The following is a 15999-nucleotide window of genomic DNA, read 5'->3' on the forward strand; positions in this document are numbered from 1 at the left end:
CCTCCTTCGTCGGGGGCGTCCCTCAGCCATCCACCCGAATCGTCCTGTTCTCAGGGTCGTAGGGTGAATCCACTGTCACCTCGGCATCCCACAGCCGGTCGAACATCCTGACCTTCAGCTGCGTGCCGGGCGCGGCGAGTTCGGTCGGAACATAGCCCATCCCGATCGACTTCCCGAAGGCGACCGAGTACCCGCCCGAGGTCAGGCGGCCTATGCGACGCTCCCCGTCGTAGAGCGCCTCCCGCCCCCAGGGGTCGGCGTCGTCCGGGCCGTCGATCAGAAGCGTGACGCACATCGACCTAAGGCCTTTCGCCTGCATCTCCGCCTTGCCGTAGAACTTTTTCGTCAGATCCACGAAACGGTCGAGGCCGGCTTCGAGAGGCGTGGCGTCGCGGCCAAGTTCGGTCCCGAAGGCGCGATAGGATTTCTCCTGCCGAAGCCAGTTCTGGGCCCGAGCACCGACCGGAGTGAGCCCATGTTCGGCGCCGGCCTCCATGAGGCGATCCCACAGGTGGTTCTGCATCTCGATCGGGTGGTGCAGTTCCCATCCGAGTTCGCCTGTGTAGGCGACGCGGATCGCCCGGACAGGCACCATGCCGAGCTCGATTTCCCTGCAAGATAGCCAGGGAAAGCGCTTGTTGGACAGGACGGTCGAAGCGTCGGCGTCCTTGATCAGCCCGTTCAGGATGGCGCGTGACTTCGGTCCGGCGATGGCAAGCACGCCCCACTGCGTGGTGACATCCTCCTTGTTGATCCGCCCGAAATCCTTCTCCTTCTCCATGATGGCTTTGTAGAGGAAGTCCTGGTCGTACGCAGCCCACGCCCCAGCCGAGACGAGGTAATAGTCGTCCTCGGCCTGCCGGACGATTGTGTATTCCGTCCGCGTCGTTCCCGCAGACGTGAGGGCATAGGTCAGGTTGATGCGACCCACCTTCGGCAGGCGGTTCGTCGTGAACCAGTCGAGGAAAGCTGTCGCGCCGGGCCCGCTGATGCGGTGCTTGGCGAAGGCCGTCGCGTCGATCAGGCCCGCACCCTCGCGGATCGCCTTCGCCTCGGCCTCGGCGTAGTGCCACCAGCCGCCGCGGCGGAAACTGCGCGCGTCGTGATCGAAGGTCTCGTGTGCGTCCTTCGGGCCGTAGTAGATCGGCCGCTCCCAGCCGTTCACGTGGCCGAACTGCGCGCCGAGCGCCTTCTGCCGGTCATAGGCGGGCGCGGTGCGCAAGGGCCGGCAGGCCGGTCGTTCCTCGTCGGGATGGTGCAGGATGTAGACGTGCTCGTAGGCCTCCTCGTTCTTCCGGGCGGCATACTCGGTCGTCATCCAGGGACCATAGCGCTTGGGATCGAGCGAGGCCATGTCGATTTCCGCCTCGCCTTCGACCATGAGCTGAGCGAGGTAGTGCCCCGTGCCGCCGGCCGCCGTGATGCCGAAGCTGAAGCCCTCCGCCAGCCACATGTTGCGGAGGCCCGGTGCGGGTCCGAGAAGCGGGTTGCCGTCCGGAGTGTAGCAGATCGGACCGTTGAAATCGTCCTTCAGGCCCACCTCCTCGGACGAGGGAATGCGATGGATCATCGCCATGTATTCTTCCTCGATCCGTTCGAGGTCGAGGGGGAAGAGGTCGGCGCGGAAACTGTCGGGCACGCCGTATTCAAAGCGCGCCGGCGCGTTGCGCTCGTAGGGCCCGAGGATCCAACCGCCCCGCTCTTCGCGGACGTACCACTTGGCGTCTGCATCGCGCAGGACCGGGTGCTGGGGGTTGGTCTTGCGCCATTCCACCAAGGCCGGGTCGGGTTCGGTGACGATGTACTGATGCTCGACGGGGATTGCGGGAATCCTGAGACCCAGAAGGCGCGCGGTCCGTTGCGCGTGGTTTCCCGTCGCCGTCACGACATGTTCGGCGTGGATCACCACCTGCTCGTCCGAGGCGATCAGGTTTCCGCCCTTCTCGACCATCTTCGAACATGTGACGTCCCAGTGGTCGCCGGTCCAGGTGTATCCGTCCACCTGCCAGCGCCGCTCGATCTCGACGCCGTTCATCCGAGCACCCTTGGCCATTGCCTGGGTCACGTCGGCGGGGTTGATGTAGCCGTCCGTCGGGTGATAGATCGCGCCCTCCAGATCGTCGGTTCTGACCAGCGGCCACCGCTCCCTGATCTGGTCAGGGGTCAGCCACTGGAAAGGCACTCCACAGGTCTCGGCCGTCGTGGCGTAGAGCATGTACTCGTCCATCCGCGCAGCGCTTTGCGCCATGCGAAGATTGCCCACGACATAGAACCCCGGATTGAGGCCGGTCTCTTCCTCCAGCGTCTTGTAGAACTTGATCGAGTAGTCGTGGATATGCGTCGTGGCGAAACTCATGTTGAAATAAGGCAGAAGACCCGCCGCGTGCCAAGTGGACCCCGAAGTCAGCTCGTCCCGCTCCAGCAGCATCACGTCTTTCCACCCCGCTTTGGCGAGGTGATAGGCGATAGAGGTTCCGACCGCGCCGCCGCCGACGACAAGGGCCTTCACATGGGTCTTCATGAGCCGATTCCTTCCTGACTTGCGCGGATTAAACCCGAAAGGTCTGTTGCGCGTCAGGTTCAACCGACAGGAAAGGTTGTGAAAGCGACGCGCATCCTCTTGGCGGCGCGGGACTGGCACGTAAGCATGCCCGGAATGAACGACCCGCTGCCGCACCGTTCCCACACCAAGGCCGAAAGCGCCCCCCCGAGGAGGCCGCCGTGAGTGAGCCCTCGGGCACATCGGAGGTACTTTCCGGCGGCCTTCTGGCCCGATCGGTCGAGAACCTTTCGACGGTGATCCGCCGCATCTTGCCCGGCGCCGACACGCGTCCGGTCCACGCGGGCTCGACTGACGCGCTGGTAGCCTTCGTCGTGCTGATCGCCATCGAGGCTCTGGTCTATGTCATCCTCGTCTCGCCTGGATCGCTGACTTACTGGGAGATGCGGGGCTTCGCCGGAGGCGTGGTGTTTCATGTTCTGGCCGCACTGCTCGTCGCCGTCGCGGCGAGGCGCGGCGAAGTGGTTCCCGACCTTGCCGTGGGGCTGTTGTGGGCGCTGACGATCGGCCTCGTCTTGGCGTTCGTCGCGGGCTTCGTGATCCCACCTGACGGCTGGCTTGGCTGGATCATCGGCTATGCGCTGCCGTCGATGTTGCCCGCGGTCCTCTTTCTTCTTGCGACCCTCGGCCCGGTGACCGGAGGCATTGCGGCTCTGGCCTTCGTCGTGTCGGTCGGCCTCGTCACGCTCGAATGGGCCGGGGTGCCCCTGTGGACAAATGACGAGGAAGTTGCGAGCGAAGCCCCGCCCGTGCCCGACACCGAAGCGCTTTACGCCGCTCAGCCCGACCTCCTCCGCCAACAGACCGCCGCACTGCGCTCCGGGCAGGCGGGTGTGCCCGAGCTATTCGCCGTTCTGGGCGCCGGTCACCCCTACGAAGGCGTCTTTGCCCGCGAGGTGGATGCGGTCGCAGATCAGCTTGCCACCGACTTCGGCGCCGAAGGCCGCGTCATCCGACTCGTGAACGATGCCGCAACGCCCGCGGCGCTGCCGCTCCTGAACCGTACGAACCTTGCCACAGCGCTCTTCTCGGTCGGACGGGCTATGAACGAGGAGGACATCCTCCTTCTCTTCATCACAAGCCACGGTGCGCCCGGTCTCCTTTCGACCTGGTTCAACGGCGCGATATCCCGAGACCTGCAGACCGGAGACCTTGCCCGCATCCTGGATGAGGCGCGCATCCCAAACGCCGTCATCGTAGTGTCGGCCTGCTACTCAGGCTCTTTCGTCGAGGCCCTTCGTGCCTCGAACAGGCTGATCCTGACGGCGGCCCGCGCAGACCGGGCCTCGTTCGGTTGCGCCGCCGAAAACGAGTGGACCGACTGGGGCCGCGCCTTCTTCCAAGAGGGACTGGCCGAGAGTTTCGACCCGCGCGAGGCCGCCCGCATCGCGCAGGATATCGTCGCCGAGAATGAGGCCCGAGAAGGCTATGACGCGTCGCAACCCCAGATCGCCGAGGGCGCATCCATCGGCGCGGCGCTCGACCGCTGGCTGGCGACGCTTCAGCCGTGACGCCCGCGCTTGAGACCGGCGCGCCCGCCGGGTAAGCATCCGCCCATGAAGGTCTGCCGTGCCATCGCCGACTACCGGAGCGAGATCGCGCGCTTTCGCGCTTCCGGCGAGACTGTGGGTCTCGTGACCACAATGGGTGCGCTTCACGACGGTCACATGGCGCTCGTAGCGGCGGCGAAGGCAGAGAACGCCCGTGTCGTGACGACGATCTTCGTGAACCCGACACAGTTCGGCAACCCGGCCGACCTTCTGAAGTACCCCCGGACCGAGGAAGCCGACCTCGCGATGTTCGAAGAGGCGGGCGTCGATGCCGTCCTCCTCCCGTCGGTCGAGGAGATCTATCCCGAAGGTGACGAGACCATCGTCGAGACGACGAAGCTCGCCCATGTCTTTCATGGTAAGGTGAGGCCGGGTCATTTCAGAGGTGTCGCGACGGTCGTCACGAAACTCTTCAATATCGCACAGCCCGATGCCGCCTATTTCGGCGAGAAGGATTACCAGCAGCTCGCCGTGATCCGCCGCATGGTTGCCGATCTTCACATGCCGCTGCGTATCGTGGGCGTACCTACGGTGCGCGAGACGGACGGGCTTGCAATGTCGTCGCGCAACGTCCGTCTCACGCCCGAGGATCGTCGCGCCGCCCCGGTCCTGAACGCCGCACTGGACGCCGCCCGGTCCATTGCCGCGCAAGGCGCGACGGTCGAGGAAATGGCGGATGAGATCCGTCGCGTCATCGACAGCGAGCCGCGCGCGACGCTTCAGGGCCTCGACATCGTAGACGCAGCCACGTTCGAGGTGGCTTCGGGCCGACCGACCGCGACGGTCGGCATCATGATCTCCGTCCAGTTCGGGGATGTCCTGCTCATTGACCAGAGGGAGATCGCTCCATGAGCGTTCAGAAAGCCGTCCGCCGCACGACCGTTCCTCAGATCGCCGCACGCAAGGGCGGTGTACCGATAGTGTCGCTGACCTCCTACCATGCGCACACCGCGGCCATCGTCGACAAGTATGCAGACTTCATCCTCGTGGGCGACAGCCTCGGGATGGTGATGCACGGAATGGAGACAACCGTCGGTGTTCCACTGGACCTGATGATCATGCACGGGCGCGCGGTCGTTCGCGGGACGAAGCAGGCGCTGATCGTCGTCGACATGCCCTTCGGCACCTACGAGGAAAGCCCCAACAGGGCGTTCCGCAACGCTGCGAAGATCATGAAGGAAACGGGCTGTGGCGCGGTGAAGCTGGAAGGCGGCAAGCGCATGGCCGAGACGATTCACTTCCTCGTCGAGCGCGGCATTCCGGTGATGGCGCACACGGGCCTGACGCCGCAGTCGAGCCACGTCATGGGCGGGTTCAAGACGCAGGGCCGCGACGAGGACACCTGGGCGGCTCACGAGGATGACGCGAAAGCCGTGGCCGACGCCGGTGCCTTCTCGGTCGTGCTGGAAGGGATGGTCGAGCGTCTCGCCGCGCGCATCACCAAGCAGATCGACATCCCGACGATAGGCATAGGCGCGTCGGTGGAATGCGACGGGCAGATCCTCGTGCTCGAGGACATGCTGGGATTGAACCCGCGCCCGCCGAAGTTCGTGAAAGTTTACGGCGACCTTCTGAACCAGATTGAAAGCGCCGTCGCCACCTACGCCGAAGAGGTAAAAGCCCGAACTTTCCCCTCCGACGATGAAGTCTACCGATAAAGGTCGTGCGCTCTGTCGCCCTTACAAGGCGATGCCGTCACAATCCGGGATCTTGAACCCGAACGGCTCTGCGATATTTCGAGCGGATTGTCCGCGCGTTCGTTTGGCACCGGCCGTCTGCCGCCCTCCTTGTTCGGAATCTCACGGATGTACGAAACGATTTCTTCGTTCCTTGACGATCTGTCCGCCGACATGTCTTACGGCGACTACGCAGGCGTCAGTGAGCGTTTCTTCTTTCCCACGATCATCTTCGTGGTCGGCAGGATCATCGCCGTCGACACGCAAGAGCAACTCGCTTCGATTGCGCTGGCGTATGGCGAAGAATTGGCGCGGGCGGGAATGCATGGCCGCAGGTTGAAGCTGAACGCGGTGTCGCTCGACCGCGAAGGCCGGCATGTGGCTCATGTCACCGCAAGCTACTTCGACGCGGCGGGCGATTCCCTGGACGAAAGCCGCTTCCGCTACTTCCTGCGCGAGGTGGAGGGACCGCTGAAGATCGAAATGATCGAGATGATCGATCTTCCGAGCCTGCTGAAAGACTTCGGCGCACCGCTTCTGGCCATCGCCCGGTAGACCGCGCAAGCCGGTCTCCCGCTGAAAAAAAGGCCGCCTCGAAGAGACGGCCAGTCAGTCAGGGAGGAAGATGAGACGCCGGACTAGGGCGCCTACATTGGAAACAATCACTCGGAATTCGGTCCGATTTATGGCGGATCATAGGTCTTTATGTGTAATGCGAAGGGTCTGTTGCCCTGCTAGTCTGAGGGTCGGAGGTGCCACACCATGACGTCTCACGACAACATCCCCGAGCTTGCCCTCGACTGGGCCGAGGCTGGCCGCAGCGTGGCGCTCGCGACCGTCGTCAGCACATGGGGATCGGCGCCGCGCCCCGTCGGATCGCAGCTCGTCATCGATGCGGACATGGAGTTCATGGGGTCCGTCTCGGGCGGTTGCGTCGAATCCGCCGTGATCTTCGAGGCGACCGAGGCGATGCGAGACGGAACCTGCCGTCTGCTCGAGTTCGGAGTGTCCGATGAAAGCGCCTTCGAGGTCGGACTTGCCTGCGGGGGCCAGATCGCCGTGCTTGTCGAGCCCGTCAGCGTCGGAGAGGGGCCCTCGGTTGAGGAGTTGCGCGCGCTCGTCTCCGCGCGGCGTGCGCGACGTCCTGTGGTCTGGGAGGTGAACCTCTCGACCTGGGAGCGCCGCCTCCTTGATCGCGACCCGTCCGACCAGACCCTCGAACAGCGCTTCCGTACCGACCGCTCGCAGCGCGAGGGGGACGTCTTCCAAGGGGTTCACAATCCCCCTCTCCGTCTCGTCATGGTGGGGGCGGTCCACATCGCGCAGCCGCTTGTCGAGATGGCCCGGATGTCCGGCTACGACGTGGTTCTGTCGGACCCCCGCGACAGCTTCGCCAGCTCGTCGCGCTTTCCCGGCGAGACTTTCCTCGACGGATGGACCGACGAGGCGCTGGCGGCATACGGGCTCGACACCCGGACCGCCGTGGTGACCCTCAGCCACGATCCCAAGATCGACACGCCCGCTCTCGAAGTCGCACTGGGATCCGAGGCGTTCTACATCGGCGCCCTGGGGTCCTCCCGCACACATGCCAAGCGGGTCGCCGCCTTGACCGAAGCCGGGTTCGACACCGAGACAATCGCCCGGATCGACGCCCCCGTGGGTCTGGACATCGGCGCCAGCTCCCCTGCCGAGATCGCCGTGTCCATCATGGCCGAAATGACCGAGCGGCTGCGGCGTCCCGAGACGCGTCCCGGGCGGCGTCCGTGAGGTTCGGCCCGGTCGACCTGCAAGACGCGGAGGGGGCAATCCTCGCTCATTCGCTGGAGGCCGACGGCAAGCGCCTGCGCAAAGGCACGGTGCTGGACGCCGACGGGGTCGAGCGCTTGCGAAAGTCCGGCTACGCTTCCGTCATTGCGGCCCGCCTCGACCCCGACGATCTGCCGGAAGACGAAGCAGCGAAGATCATCGGAACGGCACTTGCCGCCCCCGGCCTGACCCTCGGTCCCGTCTTTACCGGGCGCGTCAACCTCGAGGCCGCGGCACCGGGTGTCGTCGAAGTCGACGCCTGGGCCATTGCCGACTTCAACGCAGTCGACGAAGGGCTCACCCTGGCGACGTTGCCGGACCTGTTGCGCGTCGACGCGGGCCAGCTTGTGGCGACCGTGAAGGTGATCCCCTACTGTCTTCCCGCAGCCGTGGTCTCCGCCGGGAAGGACGCGCTCGGTCGGCAACCGATCCGGCTTCACCCCTTCGCGGGCGGGCGCGCGCAGTTGATCCTGACCCGAACCGACGGCTTCAAGGAAAGCCTGCTGAAGAAAGGCGAGGATGTCGTCCGGACTCGCGTCGAGGCCTTGAATTATAACCTCGCCGAGAGCCGCATCACCGAGCACGAGGAATCCGAAGTTGCAGCGGCACTCGATCCCTCGGCCGATCTCATTCTGATCCTCGGCGCGTCTGCGACGTCCGACCGCGCCGACGTGGCCCCCGCGGCCGTCGTGAGGGCGGGTGGCCGCATTGACCGGTTCGGTATGCCAGTCGACCCCGGGAACCTGCTTTTCCTCGGCGAGTTGAAGGGCACACCTGTCGTGGGCCTGCCGGGTTGTGCACGATCTCCGGCGTTGAACGGCGTCGACTGGGTGCTCGAACGCATCTCGGCCGGGATTCCGGTCGATGGCGACGGGATCGCGCGGATGGGGGTCGGAGGATTGCTGAAGGAAATGCCCGGACGACCGCAGCCCCGCCAGCCCAAGCGATGAATGCGCCTGTCCTGACCTTCACCGAGAGGGGCATCTACTGTCCCGCCGCTGGCGTCCATATCGATCCTTGGCGGTCGGTGGAAAAGGCCCTCATCACTCACGGACACGCTGACCACGCCCGCGACGGGATGGGCCGCTACATCGCCACCGAGACCGCGGCTCCGGTGATGCGCTATCGCCTCGGCGACATCCGCCTCGACACGGTGCGCTATGGCGAGACGTTCAGCATCGGCGAGGCTCGCTTCAGCTTTCATCCCGCGGGGCACGTTCCCGGCTCGGCGCAGATCAGGGTCGAGGTCGGCGGCGAGGTCTGGGTCGTCTCTGGCGACTACAAGGTTGTCCAGGACGGCGTGTCGGAACCCTTCGAGCCGGTCCGCTGCCACACGTTCATCTCGGAATGCACGTTTGGCTTGCCGGTCTTCACGTGGGCGGAACCCGCAGCGGTCACGGATGAGGTCAACGCCTGGTGGGCCTCGAACGCCGCCGAGGGCAGGGCGTCGATCTGTGGCGCCTACTCCTTGGGAAAGGCGCAACGCATCCTCGCGGCGCTGGACCCGTCCATCGGACCGATCCTCACGCATGGGGCGGTCGAGGGAACGACCCAGGTTCTGCGGGACCAAGGCTTCGACTTCCCCCAGACCATCCGCGTGACGCCCGAGACCAAGGCTAAGGACTACCCCGGAGCGTTCGTCCTCGCGCCGCCCTCTGCCCTCGGCTCGTCCTGGGCCGCCCGCTTTCGCCCGGCATCGACCGCCTTCGCCAGCGGCTGGATGGCACTTCGCGGTGTCCGCAGGCGTCGCGCCGCCGATCGGGGTTTCATCATGTCCGACCACGCGGACTGGGCCGGATTGAACTCAGCCATCGCAGCAACAGGGGCCGAGCGCGTCTTCGTCACCCATGGCTACACCTCGATTTTCCGGCGCTGGCTCGAGGATCAGGGTTACGAAGCCGGCATCGTTCAGACCGAGTTTGGCGGCGACGACGACGATCCAGAAGCCTGAGGCGGTTCCCAATCCTCTCCCGTCAGGTTATGTCAGGGTAAAACGGCGAGGCGGAAATGGGCACACCCAAACCTGTGGTTCTCTGCATCCTGGACGGATGGGGCCTGCGCGACGACCGTGAGGGCAACGCGCCCCTTCTCGCCCGCACGCCCGCCTACGACCGGATCATGGCGACGAGCCCTAAGGCGACACTCGTCACCTTCGGCCCTGATGTCGGCCTTCCGAAGGGCCAGATGGGCAATTCCGAGGTCGGACATACGAACATCGGCGCGGGCCGTGTGGTCGCGATGGACCTGGGTCAGATCGACCTGTCCATCGAGGACGGCAGCTTCTTCGATCGGCCGGCGCTGACGGCCTTCGCAGACACCGTGAAGGCGGCAGGCGGCACAGTCCACCTGGCTGGTCTCGCCTCGCCGGGCGGCGTGCATTCTCACCAGCGGCACATCGCGGCGGCCGCAAAGGCGATGTCCGACCGGGGCCTGCCCGTCGTGGTCCACGCCATCACCGATGGCCGCGATGTACCGCCCCGTTCTGCCGCCGGGCAATTGGCGACGCTTGAGACGGACCTGCCCGACGGTGTCCGCATCGCCACGGTGATCGGCCGGTATTTTGCGATGGACCGGGACAACCGCTGGCCGCGCGTCCAGAAGGCGTTCGACCTGATCGTCCGAGGCGAAGGCACACCGGCTCTGAACGCGCCCGACGTGGCGCGCGCCTCCTATGAGGCGGGCGTGAGTGATGAGTTCATCGAGCCGGCGGTGCTTGACGACTATCAGGGCATGAAGGACGGCGACGGGATCTTCTTCGTCAACTTCCGCGCAGATCGCGCGCGCGAGATCCTTGCGGCCATCGGCGCGCCCGATTTCACAGCCTTCGAGACGGGTCCGCGGCCCAAGCTTTCGGCAATGCTGGGGATGGCGGAGTATTCCGACCAGCACAACGCCTACATGCAGACGGTCTTTCCCAAAGAGGACATCGTCAACACGCTCGGCGCCTGGGTCGCGTCCAAGGGTCTTCGCCAGTTCCGCTTGGCCGAGACCGAGAAGTATCCTCACGTCACGTTCTTCCTGAACGGCGGCAGGGAGGATCCCGAACCCGGCGAAGATCGCGTCATGCCCAAGTCGCCGGACGTGGCGACCTACGACCTCAAGCCCGAGATGTCGGCGGATGAAGTAACTGACAGGCTGGTCGAGGCGATCCGGGCCGACTACGACCTGATCGTCGTCAACTATGCCAACCCCGACATGGTCGGTCACACGGGTGACCTCGATGCCGCCATCCACGCCTGCGAGGCGGTCGACGAAGGTCTTGCGCGCATGGTCGAGGCTCTGCAGGACGTCGGGGGCGCGCTTGTCCTGACGGCCGATCATGGCAACTGCGAAACCATGATCGACCCCGACACGGGCGGGCCGCACACGGCGCATACCACGAACCTCGTTCCCGTCGCTGTCGTCGGCTATCCGCAGGCGTCGGGACTGAACGACGGTCGTCTGGCCGACATAGCGCCCACGATCCTCGAGATGATGGGACTTCTGCAGCCCGCAGAGATGACCGGGCGGAGCCTGATCCGCCGATGAAACGGATCGCGGGTCTACTCGCTGCACTGGCAGTCGCCTGGCAACCTGCCTGGTCCGACGAGGCCGCGGATCTGGCGCGCGACGCGGCGCGCCAACTCGACGAGGCTGCCGTTCAACTGACCGAAGCGTCCGACGCCGCCGATCGGGTGGCCGCCCTGACGCGCACCGTTCGCGCCTATGAGGCAGGTCTCGGCGCCATGCGCGAGGGCCTGCGCCGGGCCGAACTACGCGAACGCGAGATTCGCACGGTCCTCGAGACGAACGAGGGCGAACTGACGACGCTGCTCTCGCTTCTGGCCACAACCTCCAGGCAGGCGCAGACCGAGACCCTGATTCATCCGGGCGGAGCTCTTCAGACGATCCGGGCCGGCACTCTCGCCGCCGCATTCGTTCCGTCTCTCAATGATCGGGTCGATACCCTCAGGGTCGATCTCACAGATCTCAAGACGCTCGTCAGTCTTCAAAGGTCGGGCATCGCAACGCTCGAGGCGGGCTCGGACGGCATCCGCACCGCACGGCTGCGTCTTTCCGAGGCCATCGCCGCCCGTGGCGACTTGCCGGATAGCGTCTCGACAGATGACGCGGCCATCGAAGCGCTCGTCAACAGCGCCGAAACGCTCGCTGCCTTCGCAGACAGCCTGATGCCCGACAAAGGCCCCGAGGGCTGGGTCACCGACGGTGCATGGTCCTTGCCGGTCACGGGCGAGGTGCTTCGCAAGTACGATGAGGCGGACGCCGCGGGAGTCCGCAGGCCCGGTTGGATTCTCTCGACGCCGGACGAAGCCCTGGTCACCGCACCCGTTCCAGCGTCGGTGCGCTTTGCCGGCGACGTTCCCGGCCAGGGCAGGGTCGCGATCCTCGAACCGAACCCCGGATCGCTCGTGATCCTTGCAGGGCTCGCAAGCACCTTCGTGCGTCGCGGGCAGACCGTTTCCATCGGCGAACCGATCGGCCTGATGGGGACGACCTCTCTCACCGCACAAGAGAAATTGAACGACGTGGGCGGATACGGTGGCGTTTTCGGAGGCGAGACGCTTTATTTGGAGATAAGACAGGGAAGGACCCCGGTAGATCCGGCGGGTATGCCCTGGACGGGCGGAGGTAAGGACTAGGCATGAAAAAGTTTCTTCTGGCATCGGTGACCGGGGTCATGTTCGGCGCGGTCATCACCACTCAGGTCGCGGGGCCCCTTCTGGCTCAGGAGGCTGACAAGAAGGCCAGCGTCTACGAGCAGCTCGACCTCTTCGGCGACATCTTCGAGCGGATCCGTTCCCAGTACGTCGAGGAAGTCGACGAAGAGGATCTGATCGAGGCGGCCATCAACGGTATGCTCACTTCGCTCGATCCGCACTCGTCGTACCTGTCGCCCGACGACGCCGCCGACATGCGCGTCCAGACGCGGGGCGAGTTCGGCGGTCTCGGCATCGAGGTCACGCAGGAAGAAGGCTTCGTCAAGGTCGTCTCTCCGATGGACGACACGCCTGCCAGCGACGCGGGAATCATCTCCGGCGACTTCATCACGCATGTGGACGGTGAAAGCGTGCTGGGTCTGACGCTCGATCAGGCCGTGGACCTCATGCGCGGGCCCGTTGGAAGCGAGATCATCATTACCATCGTGCGCGAGGGAGAAGCCGAGCCATTCGACGTCTCGCTGATCCGCGACACCATCAAGCTGACCGCCGTCCGTTCGCGCATCGAGGGCGAGACGGTCGTTCTGCGCCTCACCACCTTCTCGGACCAGACGTTCCCGACGATGCGCGACCAGCTTGCGGAAAAGGTCGAGGAACTGGGCGGGATGGAGAACGTGAACGGCTTCGTTCTCGATCTGCGGAACAACCCCGGCGGGCTTCTCACCCAGGCTGTGCGCGTCTCGGATGCCTTCCTCGACGCGGGAGAGATCGTCTCGACACGCGGCCGCGAACCTCAGGACGGCGACCGCTTCAATGCCGAGGCTGGGGATCTGGCCGAGGGCAAGCCGCTCGTCGTCCTGATCAACGGCGGATCAGCGTCGGCCTCGGAGATCGTGGCGGGCGCGCTCCAGGATCACCGGCGCGCCATCGTCATCGGCACCAAGTCGTTCGGTAAGGGCTCGGTCCAGACCGTAATGCCGCTTCGGAGCGATGGCGCGATGCGCCTGACGACCGCTCGATACTACACGCCCTCGGGCCGCTCGATCCAGGCTCTCGGCGTTTCGCCTGACATCGTCGTGCAACAGCCGCCGCCTCCGGAAACGACCGAGGACGAAGCGCCCGATCGCGGCGCCCGGTCCGAGGCTGAACTGCGCGGGTCGCTATCGAACGACAGCCTCACCGATGACGAACGCCGTCAGGTCGAGGAAGAGCGCGCCGCCGCCGACAAGGCTGCGGAACTGCGCGTCGAGGATTATCAGCTGGCCTACGCCATCGACATCCTCAAGGGCCTTGCGGCCCTCGGGCCGGAATATGCCGCCGCTCTGGCGCGCGAGGCAAATTGACGAACACGGGGAGGAGGGTCGCCTCCTCCCCGCCCTCTGGCGCGCTTGCCGGGCCAACGGACGTGCGCTAGAGCGCCATCATGTCCGCACCTTCCAAATCCCACGGCCGCCTCGCCATCAATGCCACCTCCGCGCCGCGAGACCTCATGTCCGATCGACCGCGTCTCAAGGGCGCGTGGACCGTCAAGGTCATCACCCTCGTCCCTGACGCCTTTCCCGGCATCCCTGGTCTGTCTCTAACCGGCAAGGCACTAGACCAAGGCCTTTGGGTGCTGGATCCGATCGACCTGCGCACTTTCGGCGAGGGTCGTCACCGCAACGTAGACGACACCCCGGCCGGAGGTGGGGCCGGTATGGTTCTGCGGGCCGATGTCATGGGTCGCGCGATCCGCTTCGCCATGCGCGATGCCCCGACCGACAGGGCGCGGTGGCCTCTCGTCTATCTCAGCCCGCGCGGCCGGCCGTTCGACCAGGCGACCGCGCGCCGCTTCGCCGTGACGGAAGGCCTGACCCTGATCTGCGGCCGGTTCGAAGGGCTCGATGAACGCGTGATCGAGCACTTCGGGATCGAGGAGATCTCGCTTGGCGACTTCGTGATGACCGGAGGCGAGATCGCCGCCGAGGCGGTTATCGACGCGACCGTGCGCCTTCTTCCAGGCGTTCTCGGGAATTCGGCCTCGACCGAGGAGGAAAGCTTCTCGGACGGGCTTCTGGAGCATCCCCAGTACACGCGGCCCTCCGAATGGGAAGGGCGGACGATTCCCGAGGTGCTGACCTCCGGCGACCACGCGGCCGTCGCCCGCTGGCGCCGTGAGGAGGCCCTGCGCCTGACCCGGGAACGTCGTCCTGACCTGATCGTGCGTCGCGAGGCCGAGCGCGGCTGACCTTTCCACTTGATCCGCCGCGCCGCCGACCCTATACGGCGCGAGTTCGCGGCTGAATCGGCCAGTGGACCTGTGGCCTGTGGAGTCACGACAAGCGAACGGGGACCCGAACCCTCCGAAGGCCGCCATGACCGGCCCTCACAACAGATCGGAGCTCTGGGGCGCAACAACTTCCGGGACATACCCGGAGCGTAGATAGGAGTTGGTCAGATGAACCTGATCGCACAACTGGAAGCCGAGCAGGTTGCGGCCCTCGGCAAAGAGATCCCGGATTTCAAGCCGGGCGACACCCTGCGTGTCGGTTACAAGGTGACGGAGGGCACGCGTGCGCGCGTGCAGAACTACGAAGGCGTCTGCATCAGCCGCAAGAATGGCAAGGGCATCGCCGGATCGTTCACCGTCCGCAAGATTTCCTTCGGCGAGGGCGTCGAGCGGGTCTTCCCGCTGCACTCGACCAACATCGACAGCATCACCGTCGTGCGCCGCGGCCGTGTCCGTCGCGCCAAGCTGTATTACCTCCGCACGCGCCGCGGCAAGTCGGCCCGGATCGCCGAGGTCACCAACTACAAGCCGCTCGACGGCGCCGAGGCCTGAGGAGCGGATCCATGAAAAAAGACATTCATCCCGATTACCACAACATCGACGTCAAGCTCGTCAGCGGCGAAGTCGTCAAGATGCGCTCGACCTGGGGCTCGGAAGGCGACCAGCTGTCGCTCGACATCGACCCCTCGGTCCACCCCGCCTGGACCGGCGGCGGCACCCGCCTTATGGACACCGGTGGGCGCGTGTCGAAGTTCAAGAAGAAGTACGAGGGTCTCGGTTTCTGAACCGGCACTGCCCGAGAGACACATCAACGCCGCCCGAGAGGGCGGCGTCTTTCGTTCAGGCCGAGGAAACCGAAGCACGTCCCGGCTCGTAGATAGGTAGGGAGAAAAAAAGATGCGCACCCTCGTCACGCTTATCGCCACTTTGATCGTCACACCTCTTGCTGCAGAAACCTTCGTCTTCGACAGCATCGACGGTGGCACATACGACACCGCCGAATGGGCGGGTCGCCCCATGCTGGTCGTCAACACCGCGTCGCTGTGCGGGTTCACGCCCCAGTATGCGGGGTTGCAGGAGGTCTATGATCGCTACAAGGACGACGGTCTGGTCGTGCTTGCGATCCCCTCCGACGACTTCAGGCAGGAGTTGTCTTCGGAGTCCGAGGTGAAGGACTTCTGCGAGTTGAACTTCGACCTCGATTTTCCGATGACCACGATCAGCCATGTCAGGGGAAGCGATATGCATCCCTTCTATCGCCACGTGGAGGAACAGACCGGGTTCGTTCCCTCATGGAACTTCAACAAGGTGCTTGTTGGTCCCGACGGCAGAATACTGGGCACCTGGGGATCGATCGAGAAGCCCGGCTCTCGCGCGATCACCACCGCCATCGAGAGCGCGCTCGGCGGCTGAGATTGTCGCTGGCCTCCAAACGGCGTGGCGTTATCTTGCGCGTGCATTATGATTTCTGCACAAGCGA

Annotated in this window: 15 protein-coding genes; 14 read left to right on the top strand and 1 reads right to left on the bottom strand. The window is 65.1% G+C overall.

The annotated features are described in order from the left end of the window. Window positions 1-22: 22 nt before the first annotated feature. Window positions 23-2521 carry a GcvT family protein gene (locus tag C8D95_RS01095; RefSeq protein WP_109757301.1) on the bottom strand — a complete coding sequence of 833 codons (2499 nt, stop codon included), beginning with the start codon at window positions 2519-2521 and terminating at the stop codon, window positions 23-25. A 200-nt stretch (window positions 2522-2721) separates the two neighbouring features. On the opposite strand from C8D95_RS01095, the gene C8D95_RS01100 reads away from it, so the two are divergent. From C8D95_RS01100 to C8D95_RS01165, 14 genes are all read left to right on the top strand, one after another. Then, a complete protein-coding gene (locus C8D95_RS01100) occupies window positions 2722-4071 on the top strand; it encodes a C13 family peptidase (RefSeq protein ID WP_109757302.1) in 1350 nt (449 codons plus the stop codon). Between the two features lie 45 nt (window positions 4072-4116). Then, complete coding sequence (gene panC / locus C8D95_RS01105) at window positions 4117-4962, top strand: pantoate--beta-alanine ligase (RefSeq protein ID WP_109757303.1); 846 nt, start codon at window positions 4117-4119, stop codon at window positions 4960-4962. Then, complete coding sequence (gene panB / locus C8D95_RS01110) at window positions 4959-5768, top strand: 3-methyl-2-oxobutanoate hydroxymethyltransferase (RefSeq protein WP_109757304.1); 810 nt, start codon at window positions 4959-4961, stop codon at window positions 5766-5768. Before panC ends, panB begins: the two co-directional genes overlap by 4 nt. 192 nt (window positions 5769-5960) lie before the next feature. After that, window positions 5961-6341: a hypothetical protein gene (locus C8D95_RS01115; RefSeq protein WP_146202973.1), complete on the top strand. Its 381-nt coding sequence runs from the start codon at window positions 5961-5963 to the stop codon at window positions 6339-6341. 207 nt (window positions 6342-6548) lie between these two features. Further along, window positions 6549-7553 (top strand): XdhC family protein, encoded by a 1005-nt coding sequence (locus tag C8D95_RS01120; RefSeq protein WP_109757306.1) that lies wholly within the window; start codon window positions 6549-6551, stop codon window positions 7551-7553. Next, on the top strand, window positions 7550-8542 hold the full coding sequence (locus C8D95_RS01125; RefSeq protein ID WP_109757307.1) for a molybdopterin-binding protein: 993 nt from the start codon (window positions 7550-7552) through the stop codon (window positions 8540-8542). The genes C8D95_RS01120 and C8D95_RS01125 overlap by 4 nt, the downstream gene beginning before the upstream one ends. Beyond that, window positions 8539-9543, top strand: coding sequence for a ligase-associated DNA damage response exonuclease (locus C8D95_RS01130; RefSeq protein ID WP_109757308.1), 1005 nt, complete (start codon window positions 8539-8541; stop codon window positions 9541-9543). The genes C8D95_RS01125 and C8D95_RS01130 overlap by 4 nt, the downstream gene beginning before the upstream one ends. Window positions 9544-9599: 56 nt before the next feature. Beyond that, window positions 9600-11120: a 2,3-bisphosphoglycerate-independent phosphoglycerate mutase gene (gene gpmI / locus C8D95_RS01135; protein ID WP_109757309.1), complete on the top strand. Its 1521-nt coding sequence runs from the start codon at window positions 9600-9602 to the stop codon at window positions 11118-11120. Further along, entirely contained in the window at window positions 11117-12232 is a 1116-nt protein-coding gene (locus tag C8D95_RS01140) for a murein hydrolase activator EnvC family protein (RefSeq protein ID WP_109757310.1), read from the top strand. Before gpmI ends, C8D95_RS01140 begins: the two co-directional genes overlap by 4 nt. 2 nt (window positions 12233-12234) lie before the next feature. Further along, window positions 12235-13593 carry a S41 family peptidase gene (locus C8D95_RS01145; RefSeq protein WP_109757311.1) on the top strand — a complete coding sequence of 453 codons (1359 nt, stop codon included), beginning with the start codon at window positions 12235-12237 and terminating at the stop codon, window positions 13591-13593. An 80-nt stretch (window positions 13594-13673) separates the two neighbouring features. Next, entirely contained in the window at window positions 13674-14477 is an 804-nt protein-coding gene (trmD, locus tag C8D95_RS01150) for a tRNA (guanosine(37)-N1)-methyltransferase TrmD (protein WP_109757312.1), read from the top strand. Window positions 14478-14687: 210 nt separating this feature from the next. Beyond that, complete coding sequence (gene rplS, locus C8D95_RS01155; RefSeq protein WP_109757313.1) at window positions 14688-15071, top strand: 50S ribosomal protein L19; 384 nt, start codon at window positions 14688-14690, stop codon at window positions 15069-15071. An 11-nt stretch (window positions 15072-15082) separates the two neighbouring features. After that, window positions 15083-15304, top strand: a complete 222-nt coding sequence (gene rpmE, locus C8D95_RS01160) for a 50S ribosomal protein L31 (RefSeq protein ID WP_109757314.1) — start codon at window positions 15083-15085, stop codon at window positions 15302-15304. A gap of 112 nt (window positions 15305-15416) precedes the next feature. Beyond that, window positions 15417-15932, top strand: coding sequence for a glutathione peroxidase (locus tag C8D95_RS01165; protein ID WP_109757315.1), 516 nt, complete (start codon window positions 15417-15419; stop codon window positions 15930-15932). The last annotated feature ends 67 nt before the right edge of the window (window positions 15933-15999 follow it).

The organism is Silicimonas algicola (assembly GCF_003148765.1).
Taxonomy (GTDB): domain Bacteria; phylum Pseudomonadota; class Alphaproteobacteria; order Rhodobacterales; family Rhodobacteraceae; genus Silicimonas; species Silicimonas algicola.

Excerpts from the sequence above, each read along its gene's own strand:
- C8D95_RS01095 (WP_109757301.1), bottom strand. The coding sequence starts at position 2,521 with ATGAAGACCCATGTGAAGGCCCTTGTCGTCGGCGGCGGCGCGGTCGGA.
- panC (WP_109757303.1), top strand. The coding sequence starts at position 4,117 with ATGAAGGTCTGCCGTGCCATCGCCGACTACCGGAGCGAGATCGCGCGC.
- panB (WP_109757304.1), top strand. The coding sequence starts at position 4,959 with ATGAGCGTTCAGAAAGCCGTCCGCCGCACGACCGTTCCTCAGATCGCC.
- C8D95_RS01115 (WP_146202973.1), top strand. The coding sequence starts at position 5,961 with ATGTCTTACGGCGACTACGCAGGCGTCAGTGAGCGTTTCTTCTTTCCC.
- C8D95_RS01120 (WP_109757306.1), top strand. The coding sequence starts at position 6,549 with ATGACGTCTCACGACAACATCCCCGAGCTTGCCCTCGACTGGGCCGAG.
- C8D95_RS01130 (WP_109757308.1), top strand. The coding sequence starts at position 8,539 with ATGAATGCGCCTGTCCTGACCTTCACCGAGAGGGGCATCTACTGTCCC.
- gpmI (WP_109757309.1), top strand. The coding sequence starts at position 9,600 with ATGGGCACACCCAAACCTGTGGTTCTCTGCATCCTGGACGGATGGGGC.
- C8D95_RS01140 (WP_109757310.1), top strand. The coding sequence starts at position 11,117 with ATGAAACGGATCGCGGGTCTACTCGCTGCACTGGCAGTCGCCTGGCAA.
- C8D95_RS01145 (WP_109757311.1), top strand. The coding sequence starts at position 12,235 with ATGAAAAAGTTTCTTCTGGCATCGGTGACCGGGGTCATGTTCGGCGCG.
- trmD (WP_109757312.1), top strand. The coding sequence starts at position 13,674 with ATGTCCGCACCTTCCAAATCCCACGGCCGCCTCGCCATCAATGCCACC.
- rplS (WP_109757313.1), top strand. The coding sequence starts at position 14,688 with ATGAACCTGATCGCACAACTGGAAGCCGAGCAGGTTGCGGCCCTCGGC.
- rpmE (WP_109757314.1), top strand. The coding sequence starts at position 15,083 with ATGAAAAAAGACATTCATCCCGATTACCACAACATCGACGTCAAGCTC.
- C8D95_RS01165 (WP_109757315.1), top strand. The coding sequence starts at position 15,417 with ATGCGCACCCTCGTCACGCTTATCGCCACTTTGATCGTCACACCTCTT.